Raw genomic sequence first — 18682 nt, forward strand, 5'->3', positions numbered from 1 at the left:
AGCATTCCATCGAGCTGATCGCGCCAGGGGCCGAGCTTCGGCTGAGGTTGACGGGTCCGTTCGTATTTGAACTCCGTCTCATCGGTGCGCAAAACCTTCCGCACCACTTTCCGCGATATGCCCAACTCCCGGCAGATCGCCTTGATCGACTTGCCCTGAACATGGGCTAGCCGCCGTATCTTCAGAATTGTTTCCACAATAAGCATCCAAACAAAAAGCCTCCGATGAAACCGGAGGCTGTTGTAACCCCATCGCAGATGGGGGGCCCGTTTGGACGCCGATCACCCCATTTGCGGGGTCCTTATTCCATGCCTAATCACACCAGTCGCCACTCGTTATCGAAGGTCAGGCTGGCAACGGGCAGGGCTTCATAGAAGATTTTCGTCATCGACCGTCACCGAAGGTCGGCAGGAAGTCCAGGTCATCGTCAGTCGAGGTCGGTGTGGCTTGGGCCGTCCTGAGATCGCCGATTTCGATGCCGACAGTGCGTGCGACGATCAGGGACTTTTCCAGCTGGCAGCTTGGCTTGCCGGATTCGAGTTCGACGATAAAGCGCTCGCCCGTGCCGGACCGGGTGGCAAGCTCGGTCTGCGTCCACCCAAGCGCCTTGCGTTTTTCCCGAATGGCAGCGCCGAAATCGCGTGCGGACCTGAACATCGCGCATCTCCTGAGTTGGCTTACCGTACAGGAAGATTTCTTCCAGATCAATACGATCCTTACCGATCGGGAAGCAGGCGAAGACATCGTCCAAAATCAACCCGATCGGGAAGTTTTGCGTCCCCGCACGACCTCGAAAAATAAGGTCCTTGAGATCTAGGTATCGCGTGTGGTACACTTGCGGGTATCGTAATTTGCCCAATGGGAGCAGAAGCTTACGAGAAACCCATGTTTCTCAGGTATCGCTGGCCTATTTGGCGGAGAGCCCACCCTCTCCGCCATCGTTTCCTTTGGGTGCAAGGGGTTTTCTGCACCCCGTTTTGTCAATTAATTCGATTTAATCTGAAGTGGTGTGGCCTAAAATGAACTATACGCCACTGTCGCGGCACATAGCGCCTCATTTTTAGTTTTCGTCACGCGCTTTTGGTTATGTCGAGGCCATTGCTGATCGCATGAACGACTTTCGGATCTCGAATCCGATAATTGATGTTGCCACTGGTGGAGTCGTCTTTCTCAATCAGCCCGAGATTCTCCATTCCGACGCAGTAGTTGAGTGTTGAGCTACCTGTCCCAGCTGCATCATTAAGTTGGTTCCTACAGCGCCGTGCGTTTTATCAAACGCACAAAGGACGCTGTAACACTTTAAAACTGCTGCATGATTTTCACCTTAAATCGATTCCGATTTAAGGAATTATGCAGTAGACGGAACGCCTTAAACGCCTCCTCAATCGCAAACAATCCTTGATTGAATTTTTGCGATTTTCGCTTATAGTTCTGGCGAGATTTTGTTTTTGCTCAACATTTTTTCTTGAAACATATGAATTTTCAAAGCGGTAAGACAGGCTTCCATTTTTTGCCTGCAAAAGCACAGGCCGGCGTGAGAGCAAGGGCGACGGCGCGGTCCGTTGCGGTTGAGCTTGAGCATATGGGGCGGATCGGCGTCTCCCATTCTCTGCGTATTCGTCTGGCGCGCATGGCCTTATGTAACGGCACCGGGCTGGAGCAGGAACTTCTCGTTTCAGGCGAGATGGATGAAGATGAGTATTACGCGGCCTTCGCCGCCGCCCTGGGGCTCCCTTATCTGCCAAGCCTTCCCCACGAACAGATCTTCTACAGCGACAAGCTGGAAATACAGCTGCAAACGCCCCGGATGGTCCGGCTTTATCCACCGGCAAGCCCGCCTGTCACCGTGCTTGTGCCCGAAGCCTGCCGGCTTGCGGAGCTGGAGGATCAGTTGCGCCGCTTCCCCTCCCTCCGGCAAAGCATGGCGATCACCAGTCCCGGCGCGCTTCGCCGGGCCGTGTGGAAAATCGGCAGCCTGCGGCGCGCGGAAGAGGCGTCCAACAGTCTTTTTAACCACGCGCCGGCCTATTCCGCCCGTCAGGTCGTCACCGGACCGCAAGGCTTCTGGGCCGGCATGGCGCTGTCCAGTCTGGCGGGTGGTCTCGTGATTTCGGCCAGCGTGTTCCTGCCGTTGCTGCATGTCGTCCTGTCAACGGCCTATCTCAGCATGTTGGCGCTTCGGGCCGCCACATTGGTCCATCAATCCCGGCGGCGCACGCAAAGACCCGACCCTCTGCCCCATGCGCCGCTGCCAGTTTATACCGTGCTGGTGGCCATGTATCGGGAGAAAAGCGTGGTCCCGCAGCTCGTGGATGCGCTGAAACGGCTGGACTGGCCCCCCTCCCTGCTCGATGTCAAACTGGCCTGCGAAGCCGACGATGATGAAACACTCGAAGCGCTGGAAAAGCTGAGCTTGCCACCCTGGTTCGAGATCGTGCGGGTGCCCGCCATCGGCCCCCGCACGAAACCCAAGGCGTTGAACTATGCGCTTGCCGGTGCCCGCGGTACGTTTCTGGTCATCTACGATGCCGAGGACAGGCCGCATCCGGGGCAGTTGAAGGAAGCCTATGCCCGGTTTTCAAACTGTCCGGACGAGATTGCCTGCCTACAGGCGCCCCTTATCATCGCCAATGGCGAGGAAAGCTGGATCAGCAGTCTCTTTGCACTGGAATATGCCGCGCTGTTTCGCGGTTTGCTGCCCATGCTGGCCAGATTGCACATGCCCTTGCCGCTGGGCGGCACGTCCAACCATTTTCGCACCGACATTCTGCGCAGGATCGGCGGCTGGGATCCCTATAACGTCACCGAGGACGCCGATCTGGGCTTGCGCCTTTACCGGGCGGGCTATCGCTGCCAGACCTTACGCTGCCAGACCCTGGAAGATGCCCCGATTTCCGCAAGGATCTGGATCGGCCAGCGCAGCCGCTGGTTCAAGGGCTGGCTGCAAACCTGGCTCATCATGATGCGCCACCCCTTGCGCACCTGCCGCGACATGGGGTTGAGGGCGTTTTTCATGTTTCAGCTGATGATCGGGGGAATGCTGCTTTCCTCGCTGTTTCACCCTGCAATCCTCATTTTCTTCGCCACCAATCTTTGCGTCATGCTGCAACCGGCATCCACCCCGCTGCCATGGCGCGATGTCATCATGTTCTGGGTGGACATGACCAATATTCTCGGAAGCTACGCGATTTTCATGACCCTGGGCCGCGGGGCCATGACCGGCCATGAACGGAAAAAACTTGGCCTTCGCTACTTTGCCATTCCGTTTTATTGGCTGATGACATCCTATTCGGCCTGGAAGGCGGCGCTGGAATTGCGGACAAAACCGTTTTTCTGGAACAAGACACCGCACAGGGCCCGGCCGCGTCCCCCCATTGCGGAACCACTGAGAACTGCGCAGGCTACCGGAGCCGAGGAGAGATTGCGGCTGCTTTTGCAAGAACCGCCGCCGGAAAAGACCGAAGCGATATAGAGCGCGTCCGATGAACACAGGTTCGCCGAAGACGAAATGGTCTTTGCCATTCCTGCATAATTCCTTGATCCGGAATCAGTTTAAGCAATTACACCAAGGGTCATTGAAACAGAAAAACGGCCGAAGATTGCTCTTCCGCCGTTCAAAAATAAAGCGTGTCGCGATCTTTCAGATTCGGTCCTGTCGCTTTAAGTCATTGTTTTTTCGTATGTCGTTATCGAAAAACCGCTGCGCGGTTTTTCGCGACATGCTTTCGGTAGTACGGACAATCAATACTGATCGTCTTCCTCTTCCTGCGGGCGGTCTGACTTCAGCGATTGCAGCTTGGCGAAAACCGCATTGGCGTCGATTTCCTTTTCCTCGTCGGCGTAGAAATCCAGATGCTCCGTTTCGGATGCCGATTGCAGCGTGGCGCCGAGTTCGGCAGCCGTTGGCAGCGGGCGGCCCTTGGAAGCCTTTTCCACTTCCATGTCCAGATCGATCTGGCTGCACAGGCCAAGCGTCACCGGATCCATCGGCGTCAGATTGGCCGAGTTCCAGTGGGTACGCTCGCGGATCTGCTCGATGGTTGCCTTGGTCGTGCCGACAAGGCGGGAAATCTGCGCGTCTTTCAGTTCAGGATGGTTGCGCACCAGCCAGAGAATGGCGTTGGGACGGTCCTGACGCTTGGAAACCGGCGTATAGCGCGGGCCACGCCGCTTGTTGTCGGGCACGCGCACCTTCGGCTCGGAAATCTTCAGGCGATAGTGAATGTCCTTCTCGCCGCGGGCAATCTCGTCGCGCGAAAGCTGGCCGGTTGCAATCGGATCGAGGCCCTTGATGCCCTGGGCTGCTTCACCGTCGGCAATCGCCTTCACTTCAAGCGGATGCAGCTTGCAGAAGGTAGCGATCTGATCGAAGGACAGCGCCGTGTTATCAACGAGCCATACGGCCGTTGCCTTGGGCATGAGCAATGTCTGGGCCATGGAATACAATCCTTCTCTGCGTCCCGCGCCGGTGGTCGCGGGGCGTGGAATTAACCACAATTTCCGGGAGTTCGAGGATTATATATCCCGAGTGACGCAGAATTGCAATTCTTTCGGCGTACCGTAACCATTGTCTAATTGCCGCCGCCTTCGAACCTGATATGAATCAGCATGATAAGCGAAGAGAGGAGCTTCGCGGGCCGTGAAAATCGGGCTTCGAAGGGCCTTGTGAACGGCTGGAAAGCTGAAGGAGGAGCCGCATGTCTGCCAAGACCTATCCCGTTCTCAAATCGGCCAGGGCGCAAGCGCTGATCGACAAGGACAAGTATGAGAAATGGTACGAGGAAAGCATCGAGGATCCGGAAAAATTCTGGATGAAGCATGGCAAGCGGATCGACTGGTTCAAGCCTTATACCAAGGCCAAGAACACCAGTTTCAAGGGCAAGGTCTCGATCAAGTGGTTCGAGGACGGCGTAACCAACGTCTCCTATAATTGCATCGACCGGCACCTGAAAACGCATGGCGAACGCACCGCCATCATCTGGGAAGGCGACAACCCCTATATCGACAAGAAGATCACCTATAACCAGCTTTACGAGAATGTCTGCCGCCTCGCCAATGTCATGAAGGCACACGGCGTGAAGAAGGGTGATCGCGTCACCATCTACATGCCGATGATCCCGGAGGCCGCCTATGCCATGCTGGCCTGCGCGCGGATCGGGGCCGTGCATTCCGTGGTGTTCGGCGGCTTTTCGCCGGAAGCCCTGGCCGGGCGCATCGTCGATTGCGAATCCACCTTCGTCATCACCTGCGATGAGGGCGTGCGCGGCGGCAAACCCGTGCCGCTCAAGGAAAATGCCGATGTCGCCATCGATATTGCGGCCCGCAATTTCGTGATCGTCAACAAGGTGCTGGTCGTGCGCCGCACCGGCGGCAAGGTGGGCTGGGCGCCCGGCCGCGACTATTGGTATCACCAGGAAATCGCCAAGGTTAAGCCCGAATGCCCTCCGGTGAAGATGCGGGCCGAAGACCCGCTGTTCATTCTTTATACCTCCGGCTCCACCGGCAAGCCCAAGGGTGTGCTGCACACCACGGGCGGCTACCTCGTCTACGCCGCGATGACGCATGAATATGTCTTCGATTACAAGGATGGCGAGATCTACTGGTGCACCGCCGATGTCGGCTGGGTTACGGGTCATTCCTATATCGTCTACGGGCCGCTGGCCAACTGCGCCACCAGCCTGATGTTCGAAGGCGTGCCGAATTTCCCCGATCAGGGCCGATTCTGGGAGGTGATCGACAAGCACAAGGTCAACATCTTCTACACCGCCCCCACCGCCATCCGCTCGCTCATGGGCGCGGGCGACGAGTTCGTGAAGCGCTCGTCTCGCTCCTCGCTCCGGCTGATGGGCTCGGTGGGCGAGCCGATCAACCCGGAAGCCTGGGAATGGTATTATAATGTGGTGGGCGACCAGCGCTGCCCCATCGTCGATACATGGTGGCAGACGGAAACCGGCGGAATTCTGATAAGCCCCCTGCCCGGCGCAACGGATCTGAAGCCCGGATCGGCAACCCGGCCCTTTTTCGGTATCAAGCCACAGCTGGTGGACAATGAAGGCAAGCCGCTGGAAGGCGCAACAGACGGCAATCTGTGCATCACCGACAGCTGGCCCGGACAGGCAAGAACGATTTACGGCGATCACAACCGTTTCGTTCAGACCTATTTTTCCACCTACAAGGGCAAATATTTCACGGGCGACGGCTGCCGGCGCGACGAGGATGGCTATTACTGGATCACCGGCCGCGTCGATGACGTTCTGAACGTTTCCGGCCATCGCCTCGGCACCGCGGAGGTGGAATCGGCGCTCGTCTCCCACCATCTCGTCTCGGAAGCCGCCGTTGTCGGCTATCCGCACGCCATCAAGGGGCAGGGCATCTATTGCTACGTCACACTCATGGCAGGTCACGAAGGCAATGAAGAGCTTCGCCAGCAATTGATCAAGCATGTGCGGGCAGAAATCGGCCCGATCGCCTCGCCGGACAAGATCCAGTTTGCTCCGGGCCTGCCCAAAACGCGATCCGGCAAGATCATGCGCCGTATTCTGCGCAAGATTGCCGAAGACGATTTCGGCGCCCTTGGCGATACATCGACGCTGGCCGATCCCGCCGTGGTGGACGATCTTATCGCCAATCGTCAGAACAAGGCGGCAGCGGCGGCCTGAGCGAGAGCGCCCCGGCCGTCAGGCCGGGGGTGTCTGCGCCCTGCCACTCGCAAAACCTGCGAAAACACCCTATATGGTGGTTCAACGAGGTGTAACAGGAGGCGTTTTTCTGTAAAACGCCGCTTGAAAAGTGTTTGGCGCGCAAGCCTTGCGCGCTTCAGGAGTATATATGGCTCGGGTCGATCAATCCGAAGACTGGCGTGAAAAACATGCGCCGACAATAAGCACCTTCGAGTCTCTGGCCATCGAAGCCTTTGGCAACCTGCCGAAAGAATTTCGGGAGCTTACCGGCAATCTCATCATTGAAATTGCCGATTTTCCGACCGACGAGGTATTTGAAGACATGGCGCTGGAAACGCCCTTCGATCTTCTCGGCCTGTTTGAAGGCAAGGGCATTACCGAACGCTTCAGCATGGAAACCGGAGAGTTGCCGAACCGCATCATCCTCTACCGCCGCCCTATTCTGGATTACTGGGCCGAAAACGAGGAAACGCTGGGCGACATCATCACTCATGTCCTGATCCACGAAATCGGCCACCATTTCGGCCTGAGCGATGACGATATGGAGCGGATCGAGGCGAGCGCCGACGATACGGCGCTGCGCGACAACTGACGTGGTTGCGTAAACCGGAAGCGGTTGACGGTAAAAATTACACAACGGGTTTAGAGCATTGTCCCGAGAAAAGTGTAGTCACGGTTTTCCGTCCGGAAATGCGGGAAAACAAAAGCTTAGAGCGCCCCGCGTTTAATAAAACGCACGGCGCTCTCCAAGGCTTTACTGCTCGCCCAGCTTCATGCTCGGATCATAGTCCTTGCCCTCCACCGTCTTTACGACGGCCTGACCGCAATACATCTGGTTTGTCGCGGCATTGAACGACAGGCTCGGCGCACCATGCAGTTCCCAACCCTTGTTGAGCGCGTCGGTCACGCGGTGGCAAAAGGAGGCGTCATCGGGACCGGTAAGGAAACGGTAGAGCTTCATGGCTGTTTCACCTGTTCAGTTGCGGGAGTGAATAAGAGCATATTTCAGCAAAAGCGCGCGGGCCTGATCGGCGTGGAGACGCTCGATCATCCGGCCATTGCGGTTGATGACGTTGAGGCCTGCGGCTTCCGGTGCGTCGAAAGCCGCAACGATCTCCTGCGCCTCGGCAATCTCGCTGTCAGTGGGTGAAAACTGGCGATTGGCCGCTTCGATCTGGGCTGGGTGAATCAACATCTTTCCATCGAAACCAATCGTGCGGCCCATGGCGCATTCGGCCTCGAAGGCGGCAAGATCGTTGAAATCGTTGCAAACGCTGTCCAGCACGCTCAGGCCATAGGCGCGCGCGGCCAGTACCACCTGCATCAACCAGGCGATGACATTGCTTCGGCCGGGCTCCAGGGTAATACGGCTTTCCTTCACCAGATCGTTGAGGCCCACAACAAAACAATCAATACCAAGCGTATTGGCGTATCCGGCAATCTCCCCGGCCTTCAAGACGCCGAGCGGTGTTTCCACCATGGCCCACAGACGTGGTTCGGCACCGATTGCGGTGCGGACTTTCAACAGCGCCTCCATGCTCTCGACCTTCGGCACCAGCACCGTGACAGCGCCGAGCCGCCTGACGAGAGCAAGATCGTCTTCCTGAAAAGGCCCTTCCCCATTGATGCGCAGCACCACTTCGGCATTTTGCGGCAGATGGTTGTGGTAATAGGTCTCTACCAGCTCGCGCGCCTCTCCCTTGCGGCTTTCAGCGACGGAATCCTCAAGGTCCACAATGTAACCGTCTGCCTCCAGCGTCCGGCTTTTTTCGAGCGCGCGCCGATTGATGGCAGGAATGCTGAGAACGGAACGCCTTAGGGATTTCGGGGTCAGCCTGGTCATAGTCCTCTCGCCTGATCGCGTCACCTTGCCGCAGCCTCCACAATCCCGGCCGCCCTCTCGTCCTTACCCCTTGCAAAGCCTCAGGAGAAGCCCCACCTTCACCCTGTGAAAGGATTATGACGATGCACAATCTTCGCATGTTCGGTCTTGTCGCCCTTGGCCTTGCCGGTCTGATGGCCACAGCTTTTCTCACCGTTTCTCTGGCGCTGCTTGCCGGCGCGGTGATGACGGCCACGCTTGTCTGGCGCTCGCTGGCGATGAAGGCCAAACCCGTGCCTGTCTATGCCCGCGCCCGCGCAAGCAACCAGCCCCGGCGCGAAATGCGCGTGTGGAACGATGGGCGGGGCACCATCATCGACCTGTGAGGCCCGGCGAGGACGCGAAGCAGATTCCCCTTCAAATCCTCGCGTTTTTCCGTTATGGCAGGCTCAAACAGAGCAGGTCGGAAGGTAAAAGCCGCATGGACAAGTTCACAAAACTCACGGGCGTTGCAGCGCCATTGCCGGTCGTCAACATCGACACCGACATGATTATCCCCAAGGATTATCTGAAGACGATCAAGCGCACCGGCCTTGGTACGGGCCTGTTCGCTGAAGCTCGCTATCTGGACGACGGCTCGGCCAACCCGGATTTCGTTCTCAACAAGCCCGCCTATCAGGATGCCAAGATCCTCGTGGCCGGTGACAATTTCGGCTGCGGCTCCTCGCGCGAACATGCGCCCTGGGCTTTGCTCGACTTCGGCATCCGCTGCGTCATCTCCACCAGCTTTGCCGATATTTTCTACAATAACTGTTTCAAGAACGGCATTCTCCCCATCGTCGTCAGCCAGGAAAACCTGGACAAGCTGATGGACGACGCCCAGCGCGGGGCCAATGCCGTTCTGACCGTTGACCTCGAAGCCCAGGAGATTTCCGGCCCCGATGGCGGCAAGATCGCCTTCGAGATCGACGCATTCAAGCGTCACTGCCTGCTGAACGGCCTGGACGACATCGGCCTGACGCTGGAAAAAGCGTCTTCTATCAACACCTTCGAAGCCCAGAACAGCGCCGAGCGCCCCTGGGTCTGAGATGCGTGGGCCAAGCGCTGCGGTTTGAGTTTGAAGCGGCCTTTCCGGGCCGCTTTTTCTTTCATCGCACGCTTATGCCGCATAACGGGCTTTCCCTTTGCCTTATGCCCGCAAGGCGTACCGCTGAACCGCAAGCTGTCCTTGAATTGGGCGTTCAGGGCCGATAAAACGCCTCAACTTGATCAGAAGAGGTTCCAGCCATGGCGCGCACGCTTTTCCTGCTTCCCGGTGACGGTATCGGTCCGGAGGCAATGAACGAAGTCCGCAAGATCATCTCCTATATGAATGAGGATCTGGCGGCGGGTTTCGAAACCGATGAGGGGCTTGTCGGCGGCTGCGCCTACGATGCCCATGGGGCTGCCATCAGCGAAGGCGACATGGCGAAGGCCATGGCGGCCGATGCCGTGCTGTTCGGCGCCGTCGGCGGCCCGAAATGGGATAACGTTGCCTATGAAGCCCGCCCGGAAGCAGGCCTGCTGCGCCTGCGCAAGGATCTGGAACTGTTTGCCAACCTGCGTCCGGCCATCTGCTATCCGGCGCTTGCTTCCGCCTCGTCGCTGAAGCCGGAGCTGGTGGAAGGCCTCGACATTCTCATCATCCGCGAATTGACCGGCGGCGTCTATTTCGGCGAACCCAAGACCATTACCGATCTGGGCAATGGCCAGAAGCGCGCCGTGGACACACAGGTCTACGACACCTATGAGATCGAGCGCATCTCGGCCGTGGCCTTCGAAATGGCCCGTACGCGCCGCAACACGGTCTGCTCCATGGAAAAGCGCAACGTCATGAAATCGGGCGTGCTCTGGAATCAGGTGGTGAGCGAAACCCACAAGGCAAAATATTCCGACGTGAAGCTTGAGCATATGCTGGCCGATGCCGGCGGGATGCAGCTGGTGCGCGCGCCCAAGCAGTTCGACGTCATCGTCACCGACAACCTGTTTGGCGACATGCTCTCCGACGTTGCCGCAATGCTGACCGGCTCGCTGGGAATGCTGCCTTCGGCATCGCTCGGCGCGCCGGATGCCAAGACTGGCAAGCGCAAGGCGCTTTACGAGCCCGTGCATGGCTCGGCACCGGACATTGCCGGTCAGGGCATTGCCAACCCGATCGCCATGATCGCCTCCTTCGCCATGTGCCTTCGTTATTCCTTCAATATGGTCAAGGAAGCCGACGCCCTGGAAAAGGCCATCGCCAATGTTCTCGACAAGGGCATCCGCACCGGCGACATCATGGCCGAAGGCTGCACAAAGGTCGGCACGACCGCCATGGGCGATGCAATTCTTGCCGAATTCAAAACGCTGGTGAAGTAAGACATCTAGAGCATTTTCAGGAAAAGTGGAAGCCGGTTTTCCGTCTGAAAATGCGTAAAAACAATTAGTTAGAGCGGATCAATGTTTCCATGAAACAATGAGCCGCTCTAATACGGCCCGCCGGTTTCCATCGGCGGGCTGTCATATACCCGAAATGCAGCACTCTTATCATCCGTCGCGATCATTGAATGACGGAATGGCGGAATGGCGCGTCTGCTGAAGCATGTCCTGAAAAAGTGGAATCCGGTTTTTCTTACGCAAACCGGCAGGATTGCAGGGCGGATCAAGACATGCCGGTCTGGGGCGGCCTTGCCCTGCTGCCGGGCTTCGACCTGTTTTCTTATGACCTTCAGCCTCGTGGCACTCGCCTGTCTGGTATTCGACAGGGCCACCGGCAGCATGGGCCGCTTTGCCGATCCCACCGCCCGCGCCTGGGCGCATCTTCTCTCCGATGTTGGAAATTCCGGCTGGTGCCTGCTGATTTCAGCCTTCCTCGCGCTTGAAGGTATGACGGGGGCTGTGACTTCGCAATTCCGGCGTGCAAGGGCGCGGGCCATGTTTTTCAGCCTGCTCGGCCTTTATTGCTTTCTCAGCATCGCGCTGTCCGGGCTTTTGGCAAATCTGCTCAAGCGGGCCATTGGCCGGGCAAGACCGGGAGAATTTGCCGTTGAAGATCCCTTTCACTTCATGCCCTTTGCCGGACGTTCCGGTTTTGAAAGCTTTCCATCCGGTCACTCCACGACGATCGGGGCGGTTTTCATGATCCTTGCCCTGCTTGCGCCGCGCTACCGGCTGTTTTTCGCGGTCGCGGCCCTGTGGTGCGGAATGGCGCGGGTGATGGTGGGGGCGCATTACCCCAGCGATGTATTGGCAGGCCTTGCCTTCGGCGCCTGGTTTACCTGGGCAATGGCGCTGTGCTTTGCCCGTTACCGGCTTGTCTTTCGGCGTCATGGGCAGTCTGGCCTGATGCTGCGGCAACGCCTTCTGCCAAACAACAAGACGGCAAAAAGGCCCACAGCCGCCAACGGTGATGCCATGAGGCATATACCGCAAACGACCATGCCCGAAGCATCCGCTCCGGGCATGGCTTGATGTCAGACCCCTACTGCATAATTCCTTAAATCGGAATCTATTTAAGGTGAAAATTATGCAGCAGATTTAAAGTGTTACAGCGTCCTTTGTGCGTTTGTTAAAACGCACGGCGCTGTAAGGTCAGGCGTCTATATCGTTATCCTTGGTTTCCTTCAGGAAGATCATACCGATCACGAAGGACATGCCGGCGATGATGATGGGATACCAGAGGCCGTAATAAATATCGCCCTTGGCCGCGCTCATCGCAAAGGCCGTGGCCGGAAGCAGACCCCCGAACCAGCCATTGCCGATATGATAGGGCAGCGACATGCCCGTATAACGAATGCGGGTGGGGAACATTTCCACCAGCATCGCGGCAATGGGGCCATAGACCATGGTCACATAGATGACCAAAACCGTCAGCACGGCAACCAGCGGCACCCATTTGACCTGCGCGGGATCGGCCACCATCTTGAAGGCGCCACCATTGGCAATGGTATAAACCGGCATGGATTGAACGCCTGCGGCAGCGGCCTCGTCCTTGGTCAGCAGCTTGTCCGCAACCAGTTTGTCCACCGGCACCGGCGCGCCCGCGCCATCGCGCACGGCCTGCGCATTCAGGCCAAGTTCGGGGTTTGCGGCAATGAAGGCGTTCAGCTTGACATCGGGCACCATTGCGGGCCCGCGCACCAGCGGATAGCCGGCAGCGTGAAGGGCGACGTTGACGCTTTTCTGCATGGCGCTGTCCAGTGCCTTGCCATCTGCTCCAGCCTTCACGCTGTCATAACTCTGGATCACGGCATCGCCGATCTTGATGCTGGCAGCCGAACCCGCGGCGCCTGCAACCACTTCATACGGCACGGAATTCCGGGTGAGAAGTGCCGTGGCAATATCGCAGGACGTGGTGAATTTCGCCGTTCCCGTGGGGTTGAACTGGAAATTGCAATCGGCCGGATCGGCTGTCACCACGGCCTTCACCGTTGCCTGCGCCTGTGCGAGAGCCGGATTACCCGCCCAGGTCATGGCCTTGAACAGCGGGAAATAAGTGACGACCGCCAGAAGCAGACCCGCCATGATGATAGGCTTGCGCCCGATCTTGTCGGAGAGCCAGCCGAAGACCACGAAGAACAGCGTGCCAAGCGCAAGAGCGATGGCAACCATGATGTTTGCGGCCTGCGCATCGACCTTCAGCACGTTCTGAAGGAAGAAGAGCGCGTAGAACTGCCCGCAATACCAGACGACAGCCTGACCGGCGACGGCGCCGAACAGGGCGAGAATGGCGAATTTGGCATTTTTCCACTGGCCAAAAGCTTCCGAAATCGGCGCTTTCGACTGGGTGCCCTCTTCCTTCATCTTTTTGAAGGCAGGCGATTCGTTCATCTGCATCCGGATCCAGACGGATACGCCGAGCAAAAGAACCGACAGCAGGAATGGAATGCGCCAGCCCCAGGCGGCAAATTCATCACGGCCCAGATAGGTCTGGATGGCCAGAATGATGACCAGCGACAGGAAAAGTCCCATGGTTGCCGTGGTCTGGATCCACGACGTGTAGAAGCCACGCCGGCCGGGAGGGGCATGTTCTGCCACGTAGGTGGCCGCACCGCCATATTCCCCGCCAAGCGCCAGGCCCTGCAACATGCGCAGCAGGATCAGGATGATGGGTGCGGCAATGCCGATCGTGGCCGAACCGGGCAGAATGCCCACCAGAAAGGTTGAACCGCCCATGATGAGGATGGTGACGAGAAAGGTGTATTTGCGCCCGACGAGATCGCCGAGCCGCCCGAAAACCAGCGCGCCGAAGGGGCGCACCAGAAAGCCCGCCGCAAAGGCAAGCAATGTAAAGATGTTGCGTGTGGCCTCCGGATATTGCGAAAAAAACGTCGCACCGATGTAAAGGGCCAATGAGCCGTAGAGATAGAAGTCATACCATTCGAACACGGTGCCGAGAGACGAAGCAAAGATGACCTTGCGCTCTTCGGCGGTCATGCCGCGGGATGCGCCATGCGTGGCAGCGACATTTACCATTGTTGATCCTCCTCAAAGAGTTCTCCGCCGAACCTTGACGCCCCCTCCTCCGAGGCTTTGTGTCATGGCCGGTGAATTATCGTTAAGGTGACAGAAATCCGCGACAATCGAGAGAGATGCTTTGGGCTTATGACTTTCGTCTAATACCAAGGGTCATTGAAGATGACCGTTGGTATTCCCTTTTCGAATATCGCAAACGGCTGACCCAGTTGGGATATTCGAAATTCCATCAAGGCGAGGATGCGTCAGCATCTTCGCGCCTTGGTATAATGCCTGCCTCGACATTTCCGGAAAAATTTCATGCGGCGTACCGGCAGGCCGGGCGAATTTCTTGACAGGCGGATAAAAGGGTATAAAGGCAGGTGCGGAAGGAAAAGCAGATGAACCACGCGCGTATCATCATGTCAGTCGAGGAAAGCCGGGCATATCGTGCCGCGGCCCTTCATGCCTTTGCCTATCCCCAGACCATCACGGCCAAAACGACGATTAAAACCGTCTGACGTCTCTGGCCCACCGCTCTCTCCCCGGCAAGGCCGGGGACAGGAAGAACGCGGAATGCCCGCGCTTCCCCCTCACCAAAGCCGAGGAGAGACAGAAAGAGAGCAGGTATTATGGGTTTCAAAGTTGCAATCGCAGGCGCCACCGGCAATGTCGGCCGCGAGATGTTGAACATTCTGGCAGAACGCGGTTTCCCGGCCGATGAAGTCGTGGCCCTTGCCTCGGCGCGGTCGCAGGGCACGGAAGTCTCCTTCGGCGACAAGGTTCTCAAGGTCAAGAACCTGGAAACCTACGATTTTTCCGATACCGACATTTGCCTCATGTCCGCAGGCGGCACGGTTTCGCAGAAGTGGTCGCCGAAGATCGGCCAGCAGGGCTGCGTCGTCATCGACAACTCGTCCGCCTGGCGCTACGACGCCGAGGTTCCGCTGATCGTGCCGGAAGTCAATCCGGATGCCGTCAACGGCTTCACGAAGAAGAATATCATTGCAAACCCGAATTGCTCGACCGCGCAGCTCGTCGTGGCCTTGAAGCCTCTGCATGAAGCCGCCACCATCAAGCGCGTCGTGGTTTCCACCTACCAGTCGGTTTCCGGGGCAGGCAAGGAAGGCATGGACGAGCTGTTCACCCAGACGCGCGCCGTCTTCGTCGCCGATCCGATCGAGAACAAGAAGTTCACCAAGCGCATTGCCTTCAACGTCATTCCCCACATCGACACCTTCATGGAAGACGGCTACACCAAGGAAGAATGGAAGGTGCTGGCCGAAACCAAGAAGATGCTGGACCCGAAGATCAAGGTGACTTGCACCGCGGTTCGCGTTCCCGTCTTCATCGGCCACTCGGAATCGGTGAACATCGAGTTCGAAAAGGAAATCACCGCCGATCAGGCCCGTGACATTCTGCGCGAAGCCCCCGGTTGCCTCGTCATCGACAAGCACGAAAACGGCGGCTACATCACCCCGGTCGAAAGCGCCGGTGAAGACGCCACCTATATTTCGCGTATCCGCGAAGACGCAACCGTTGAAAACGGCCTGAACATGTGGGTCGTTTCCGACAATCTGCGCAAGGGTGCCGCCCTCAATGCCGTGCAGATTGCCGAGCTTCTCGTCAATCGCGGCCTGATCAAGCCGAAGGCTGCTGCCTGATTTATGTCACAGGTGCGGGAAAACGCGCCAATCACACGCTTTTGACGGTCGGATCAGCTGGTCCGGCCGTCGGCTTTTATGGTTTACACGAAGTATAAACGCTTGGGGTCTAATGGATCGAAGCGAAGTGCTCTGCGGAGCCGTATTTGCCGAACAAGAGGACGCGATGGGGATGAAGACGTTTTGCAAGGCCACCCTTCTGGCCGTGGTTTCGATATGTGCCCTTGGAGGCGCGGCTGCGGCGGCACCCGCGTGCAGCAACACGGCTGCCGGTTTCGAACAATGGGTGGAAGGCTTCAAGGTCGAGGCTCAGGGCCAGGGCATCAGCCGCTCGGTGCTGGATCGGGCCTTTGCCAATGTCCATTACAATGTCCCGACCATAAGGGCCGATCGTGGACAGAAAAGCTTCAAGCTCTCCTTCGACGAATTCATGAAGAAGCGCGGCGGCGCGGCCATTATCAGCCGCGGCAAGTCCATGAAGCGCGCCAATGCCGAGATGTTTGCCAATATCGAGCGCCGCTTCGGCGTTCCCGCCGGTCCGCTGATCGCCATCTGGGGCATGGAAACCGGCTTTGGCAACTATATGGGCAATGAGCACACATTGTCGGCTGTCTCGACGCTTGCCTTCGACTGCCGCCGCAGCGATTATTTCCGCGATCAGCTCTATTCAGCGCTGAAACTGGTTGCCGATGGCGATCTGGATGTCAATTCCCGTGGGGCTGCCCATGGTGAAATCGGCCAGACCCAGTTCCTGCCGAAAAACGTGACGCTTTATGGCGTCGATGGCGATGGCGACCGCCATATCGACCTGATCCATTCGCGCGCCGATGCCATGTATTCCACGGCGAACTTCCTGAAGGGTCATGGATGGCAGGCCGGACAGGGCTATCAGCCCGGCGAGCCGAACTTCACCGCCATGGGCGGCTGGAACGCGGCAACCGTCTATCAGCAGGCACTTGCCTATATCGGCAAGGAAATCGACAAGCCCTGACAAGATTGCCCTGAACGCATGGCGATGACCGCATGAAACGAAAAAGCCCGGCTCGTCCCACGGTTTTGACAACCATCAGGACGCGCCGGGCTTTTACTTTTCAGGGCATTTCAAAAGGCGAAACCCCGCTTTCACAAAGGCCGTAAAGCCTTTGTCATATCAGGGATCGAGCCGTACGAAATCGCGGCTTTCGGGATCCATTACCCACAATTCGCCGTTGGAAATGTCGAACCAGGCGCCGTGAATGGCAAGCTTTCCCTCTTCCTCGAGCTTGCGCACGTAAGGGAAGGTTCGCAGGTTTTCGATGGAATTGCGGATGGAGATGCGTTCCATCGCCGTCTGCCGCTCGGCATCGGTCATGCCGGAAGCATTCTGGATCTGGGTTGCGGCGGGACGCACGAGGTTCATCCATTTTCCGATGAAATCGCCGGGCGCCAGCGGTTCCGCATTCGGATCGAGAGCTGCGCGGATACCGCCGCAGCGCCCATGTCCCATGACCACGATATTCTCCACCTTGAGACTCTGCACCGCAAATTCCAGCGCTGCGGAGGTGGAGTGATACTGCCCGTCCGGCTCATAGGGAGGCACCATGTTTGCAACATTGCGCACCACGAACATCTCGCCGGGGCCGCAGTCGAAAATGGTTTCCGGCGCCGACCGCGAATCGCAGCAGGCGACGATCATCGTTTGGGGACGCTGGCCCTGATCAGCCAGTTGGCGATAGCGTTCCCGCTCATCGACATACCGGCCGTTCATGAAGCTGCGATAACCGTTCAGGAGATAGGATGGAAAGTTTTGCATGAGGATGATCTACCGCGATGCAACAGGATTGGCAATTCCCAGACTTTTCCGGGTGTTTTTCGAGGGCACCACCAGATGGCGCAGGGAAACCGAGGCAAGCGGCCGGGCAAGGCTTTCCTGCGCGCTTTCCAGCACCAGTTCGTCGGCCTGCTGCTGAACGGTCTTTTGCAGAACCTCCAGCACGCTGGCCGTGGCAAGGCGCAGGGCCTCCTCATCCGGTCCGCGCAGTCTTTGAGCCAGAAACAGGGCCGAAAAAAGATCCCCCAAGCCGTTGGGCGCCTTTTCCACCAGCCGGTGTTCGGCCAGAAGCGCGGCTTTGCCCGATAGCAGCAAGGTGCCGGTGCTTTTGGCCATCATCGGAAAGGCCGAGGTGACGACCAGCGTTTCCACGCCAAGATCGCCAGCTGCCCCGGCCATCTCGGCATTGCTTTCGAACGTCCTGCCCGTCAGCCAGCCGAATTCGAAGCGGTTGGGCGTGGCAATCGTTGCCAGCGGCATGAGATGGTCGCGAATGGCCTCCGCCGTTGCCTGCGGCACGTACAGGCCATTGAAATCACCCATGACCGGATCGCAAAGATAGACGAGCGCCGGATTGACCTCCCGGAGCCTGCGGATCAGCCGCGCCATGACGGCTGGCTGGGCAGGTGAGCCGAAATAGCCGGTCATCACCGCCCTCACCTCGCCAATCCATGGTGCGGCCACCAGATCGTCCACCGCCTTTTCGAACATGTCGTCGGGAAATGTCATGCGGGTCGAAGGGCCATGGCCGGGATGCCAGGGCAGCACGACGGTCGGCATGGACCAGACCGGAAAGCCGAGCGCCTCCAGCGCAAAAGCCGAGGCGCGGTTTCCGACCGTTCCGCGAATGACATGGCTGGACACGGAGATGATGGCCGTGCGCGGCGCATTCTGTGTCATCGGCACTCCTTTCGATGCAAACCGCCCGCGATCCGGCAGGCGCATCAGCCTTTGGAAGACGCAAACCCGGACCGAGCGGGAAAACTGACCCCTTGCACTTGACAGGCCAATTACCAGATGCCGCCTTGCCTGTCGAAGGCAGAAATTCCCACCGGCGAATTTTTCGATTTTACGGAAAAATTGCGAAATTTTCCGGCAAACCGCATAAAAAATCACCGGAACGAACCCAAATTCGGACAAAACCGACGCCAAAAAGCATAAAACAGGTCGAAATTGCCTGATTCGCAGGAAAATACATATTTTCGCAAACATTGTTCGTCCACAGTGGAAGAAC

At 57.9% G+C, this 18682-nt stretch carries 16 protein-coding genes and 1 pseudogene; 9 read left to right on the forward strand and 8 right to left on the reverse strand.

Going from position 1 to position 18682, the window contains the following annotated elements; translation table 11 throughout:
- Together T424_RS22955 and T424_RS0113375 are read right to left on the reverse strand one after the other, a co-directional pair.
- A pseudogene (locus T424_RS22955) lies at nt 1-206 on the reverse strand (IS21 family transposase); the annotation flags it as partial.
- 178 nt (nt 207-384) lie between these two features.
- Nucleotides 385-657, reverse strand: a complete 273-nt coding sequence (locus T424_RS0113375) for a helix-turn-helix transcriptional regulator (protein ID WP_027488179.1) — start codon at nt 655-657, stop codon at nt 385-387.
- An 877-nt stretch (nt 658-1534) separates the two neighbouring features.
- Between T424_RS0113375 and T424_RS21000 the strand changes: the two genes are divergently transcribed.
- The gene (locus tag T424_RS21000; protein ID WP_245269557.1) at nt 1535-3472 is read left to right on the forward strand and encodes a glycosyltransferase family 2 protein; all 1938 of its coding nucleotides are present in this window, start codon (nt 1535-1537) and stop codon (nt 3470-3472) included.
- A 269-nt stretch (nt 3473-3741) separates the two neighbouring features.
- On the opposite strand, the gene T424_RS0113390 is transcribed toward T424_RS21000, so the two are convergent.
- Nucleotides 3742-4437 (reverse strand): DUF1013 domain-containing protein, encoded by a 696-nt coding sequence (locus T424_RS0113390; RefSeq protein WP_027488180.1) that lies wholly within the window; start codon nt 4435-4437, stop codon nt 3742-3744.
- A gap of 260 nt (nt 4438-4697) precedes the next feature.
- Here T424_RS0113390 and acs point away from each other — a divergent pair, with 260 nt between their 5' ends.
- Together acs and T424_RS0113400 are read left to right on the forward strand one after the other, a co-directional pair.
- A complete protein-coding gene (gene acs / locus T424_RS0113395; protein WP_027488181.1) occupies nt 4698-6659 on the forward strand; it encodes an acetate--CoA ligase in 1962 nt (653 codons plus the stop codon).
- Nucleotides 6660-6828: 169 nt separating this feature from the next.
- Entirely contained in the window at nt 6829-7272 is a 444-nt protein-coding gene (locus T424_RS0113400; RefSeq protein WP_027488182.1) for a metallopeptidase family protein, read from the forward strand.
- A 162-nt stretch (nt 7273-7434) separates the two neighbouring features.
- On the opposite strand, the gene T424_RS0113405 is transcribed toward T424_RS0113400, so the two are convergent.
- Nucleotides 7435-7641, reverse strand: coding sequence for a DUF1737 domain-containing protein (locus T424_RS0113405; protein WP_027488183.1), 207 nt, complete (start codon nt 7639-7641; stop codon nt 7435-7437).
- A 15-nt stretch (nt 7642-7656) separates the two neighbouring features.
- Entirely contained in the window at nt 7657-8523 is an 867-nt protein-coding gene (locus tag T424_RS0113410; protein WP_027488184.1) for an HpcH/HpaI aldolase/citrate lyase family protein, read from the reverse strand.
- Between the two features lie 116 nt (nt 8524-8639).
- Here T424_RS0113410 and T424_RS0113415 point away from each other — a divergent pair, with 116 nt between their 5' ends.
- The 4 genes from T424_RS0113415 (at nt 8640) to T424_RS21005 (ending at nt 11991) form a co-directional block, all read left to right on the forward strand.
- Complete coding sequence (locus tag T424_RS0113415) at nt 8640-8888, forward strand: hypothetical protein (RefSeq protein ID WP_245269559.1); 249 nt, start codon at nt 8640-8642, stop codon at nt 8886-8888.
- A 95-nt stretch (nt 8889-8983) separates the two neighbouring features.
- Nucleotides 8984-9589, forward strand: coding sequence for a 3-isopropylmalate dehydratase small subunit (gene leuD, locus T424_RS0113420; protein WP_027488186.1), 606 nt, complete (start codon nt 8984-8986; stop codon nt 9587-9589).
- Between the two features lie 200 nt (nt 9590-9789).
- On the forward strand, nt 9790-10899 hold the full coding sequence (leuB, locus tag T424_RS0113425; protein WP_027488187.1) for a 3-isopropylmalate dehydrogenase: 1110 nt from the start codon (nt 9790-9792) through the stop codon (nt 10897-10899).
- Nucleotides 10900-11241: 342 nt separating this feature from the next.
- Nucleotides 11242-11991 carry a phosphatase PAP2 family protein gene (locus tag T424_RS21005; protein ID WP_245269561.1) on the forward strand — a complete coding sequence of 250 codons (750 nt, stop codon included), beginning with the start codon at nt 11242-11244 and terminating at the stop codon, nt 11989-11991.
- Between the two features lie 120 nt (nt 11992-12111).
- Here T424_RS21005 and T424_RS0113435 read toward each other — a convergent pair whose 3' ends face one another.
- Nucleotides 12112-13995: an MFS transporter gene (locus T424_RS0113435; protein WP_027488188.1), complete on the reverse strand. Its 1884-nt coding sequence runs from the start codon at nt 13993-13995 to the stop codon at nt 12112-12114.
- 611 nt (nt 13996-14606) lie between these two features.
- On the opposite strand from T424_RS0113435, the gene T424_RS0113445 reads away from it, so the two are divergent.
- Complete coding sequence (locus T424_RS0113445) at nt 14607-15638, forward strand: aspartate-semialdehyde dehydrogenase (RefSeq protein ID WP_027488189.1); 1032 nt, start codon at nt 14607-14609, stop codon at nt 15636-15638.
- Between the two features lie 166 nt (nt 15639-15804).
- Nucleotides 15805-16629, forward strand: coding sequence for a lytic murein transglycosylase (locus tag T424_RS0113450; RefSeq protein WP_027488190.1), 825 nt, complete (start codon nt 15805-15807; stop codon nt 16627-16629).
- A gap of 159 nt (nt 16630-16788) precedes the next feature.
- Here T424_RS0113450 and T424_RS0113455 read toward each other — a convergent pair whose 3' ends face one another.
- Both T424_RS0113455 and pdxY read right to left on the reverse strand, forming a co-directional pair.
- Nucleotides 16789-17430, reverse strand: a complete 642-nt coding sequence (locus T424_RS0113455; protein WP_027488191.1) for a carbonic anhydrase — start codon at nt 17428-17430, stop codon at nt 16789-16791.
- A gap of 9 nt (nt 17431-17439) precedes the next feature.
- A complete protein-coding gene (gene pdxY, locus T424_RS0113460; protein WP_027488192.1) occupies nt 17440-18348 on the reverse strand; it encodes a pyridoxal kinase PdxY in 909 nt (302 codons plus the stop codon).
- Nucleotides 18349-18682 lie beyond the last annotated feature (334 nt).

It is taken from the genome of Allorhizobium undicola ORS 992 = ATCC 700741 (assembly GCF_000621665.1).
In the GTDB taxonomy this organism is placed as follows: Bacteria; Pseudomonadota; Alphaproteobacteria; order Rhizobiales; family Rhizobiaceae; genus Allorhizobium; species Allorhizobium undicola.

What these genes read in the sequence shown, in the direction of transcription:
- T424_RS0113375 (WP_027488179.1), bottom strand. Translation starts at nt 657, where the DNA reads ATGTTCAGGTCCGCACGCGATTTCGGCGCTGCCATTCGGGAAAAACGC.
- T424_RS0113390 (WP_027488180.1), bottom strand. Translation starts at nt 4,437, where the DNA reads ATGGCCCAGACATTGCTCATGCCCAAGGCAACGGCCGTATGGCTCGTT.
- acs (WP_027488181.1), top strand. Translation starts at nt 4,698, where the DNA reads ATGTCTGCCAAGACCTATCCCGTTCTCAAATCGGCCAGGGCGCAAGCG.
- T424_RS0113400 (WP_027488182.1), top strand. Translation starts at nt 6,829, where the DNA reads ATGGCTCGGGTCGATCAATCCGAAGACTGGCGTGAAAAACATGCGCCG.
- T424_RS0113405 (WP_027488183.1), bottom strand. Translation starts at nt 7,641, where the DNA reads ATGAAGCTCTACCGTTTCCTTACCGGTCCCGATGACGCCTCCTTTTGC.
- T424_RS0113410 (WP_027488184.1), bottom strand. Translation starts at nt 8,523, where the DNA reads ATGACCAGGCTGACCCCGAAATCCCTAAGGCGTTCCGTTCTCAGCATT.
- T424_RS0113415 (WP_245269559.1), top strand. Translation starts at nt 8,640, where the DNA reads ATGACGATGCACAATCTTCGCATGTTCGGTCTTGTCGCCCTTGGCCTT.
- leuD (WP_027488186.1), top strand. Translation starts at nt 8,984, where the DNA reads ATGGACAAGTTCACAAAACTCACGGGCGTTGCAGCGCCATTGCCGGTC.
- leuB (WP_027488187.1), top strand. Translation starts at nt 9,790, where the DNA reads ATGGCGCGCACGCTTTTCCTGCTTCCCGGTGACGGTATCGGTCCGGAG.
- T424_RS21005 (WP_245269561.1), top strand. Translation starts at nt 11,242, where the DNA reads ATGACCTTCAGCCTCGTGGCACTCGCCTGTCTGGTATTCGACAGGGCC.
- T424_RS0113435 (WP_027488188.1), bottom strand. Translation starts at nt 13,995, where the DNA reads ATGGTAAATGTCGCTGCCACGCATGGCGCATCCCGCGGCATGACCGCC.
- T424_RS0113445 (WP_027488189.1), top strand. Translation starts at nt 14,607, where the DNA reads ATGGGTTTCAAAGTTGCAATCGCAGGCGCCACCGGCAATGTCGGCCGC.
- T424_RS0113450 (WP_027488190.1), top strand. Translation starts at nt 15,805, where the DNA reads ATGGGGATGAAGACGTTTTGCAAGGCCACCCTTCTGGCCGTGGTTTCG.
- T424_RS0113455 (WP_027488191.1), bottom strand. Translation starts at nt 17,430, where the DNA reads ATGCAAAACTTTCCATCCTATCTCCTGAACGGTTATCGCAGCTTCATG.
- pdxY (WP_027488192.1), bottom strand. Translation starts at nt 18,348, where the DNA reads ATGACACAGAATGCGCCGCGCACGGCCATCATCTCCGTGTCCAGCCAT.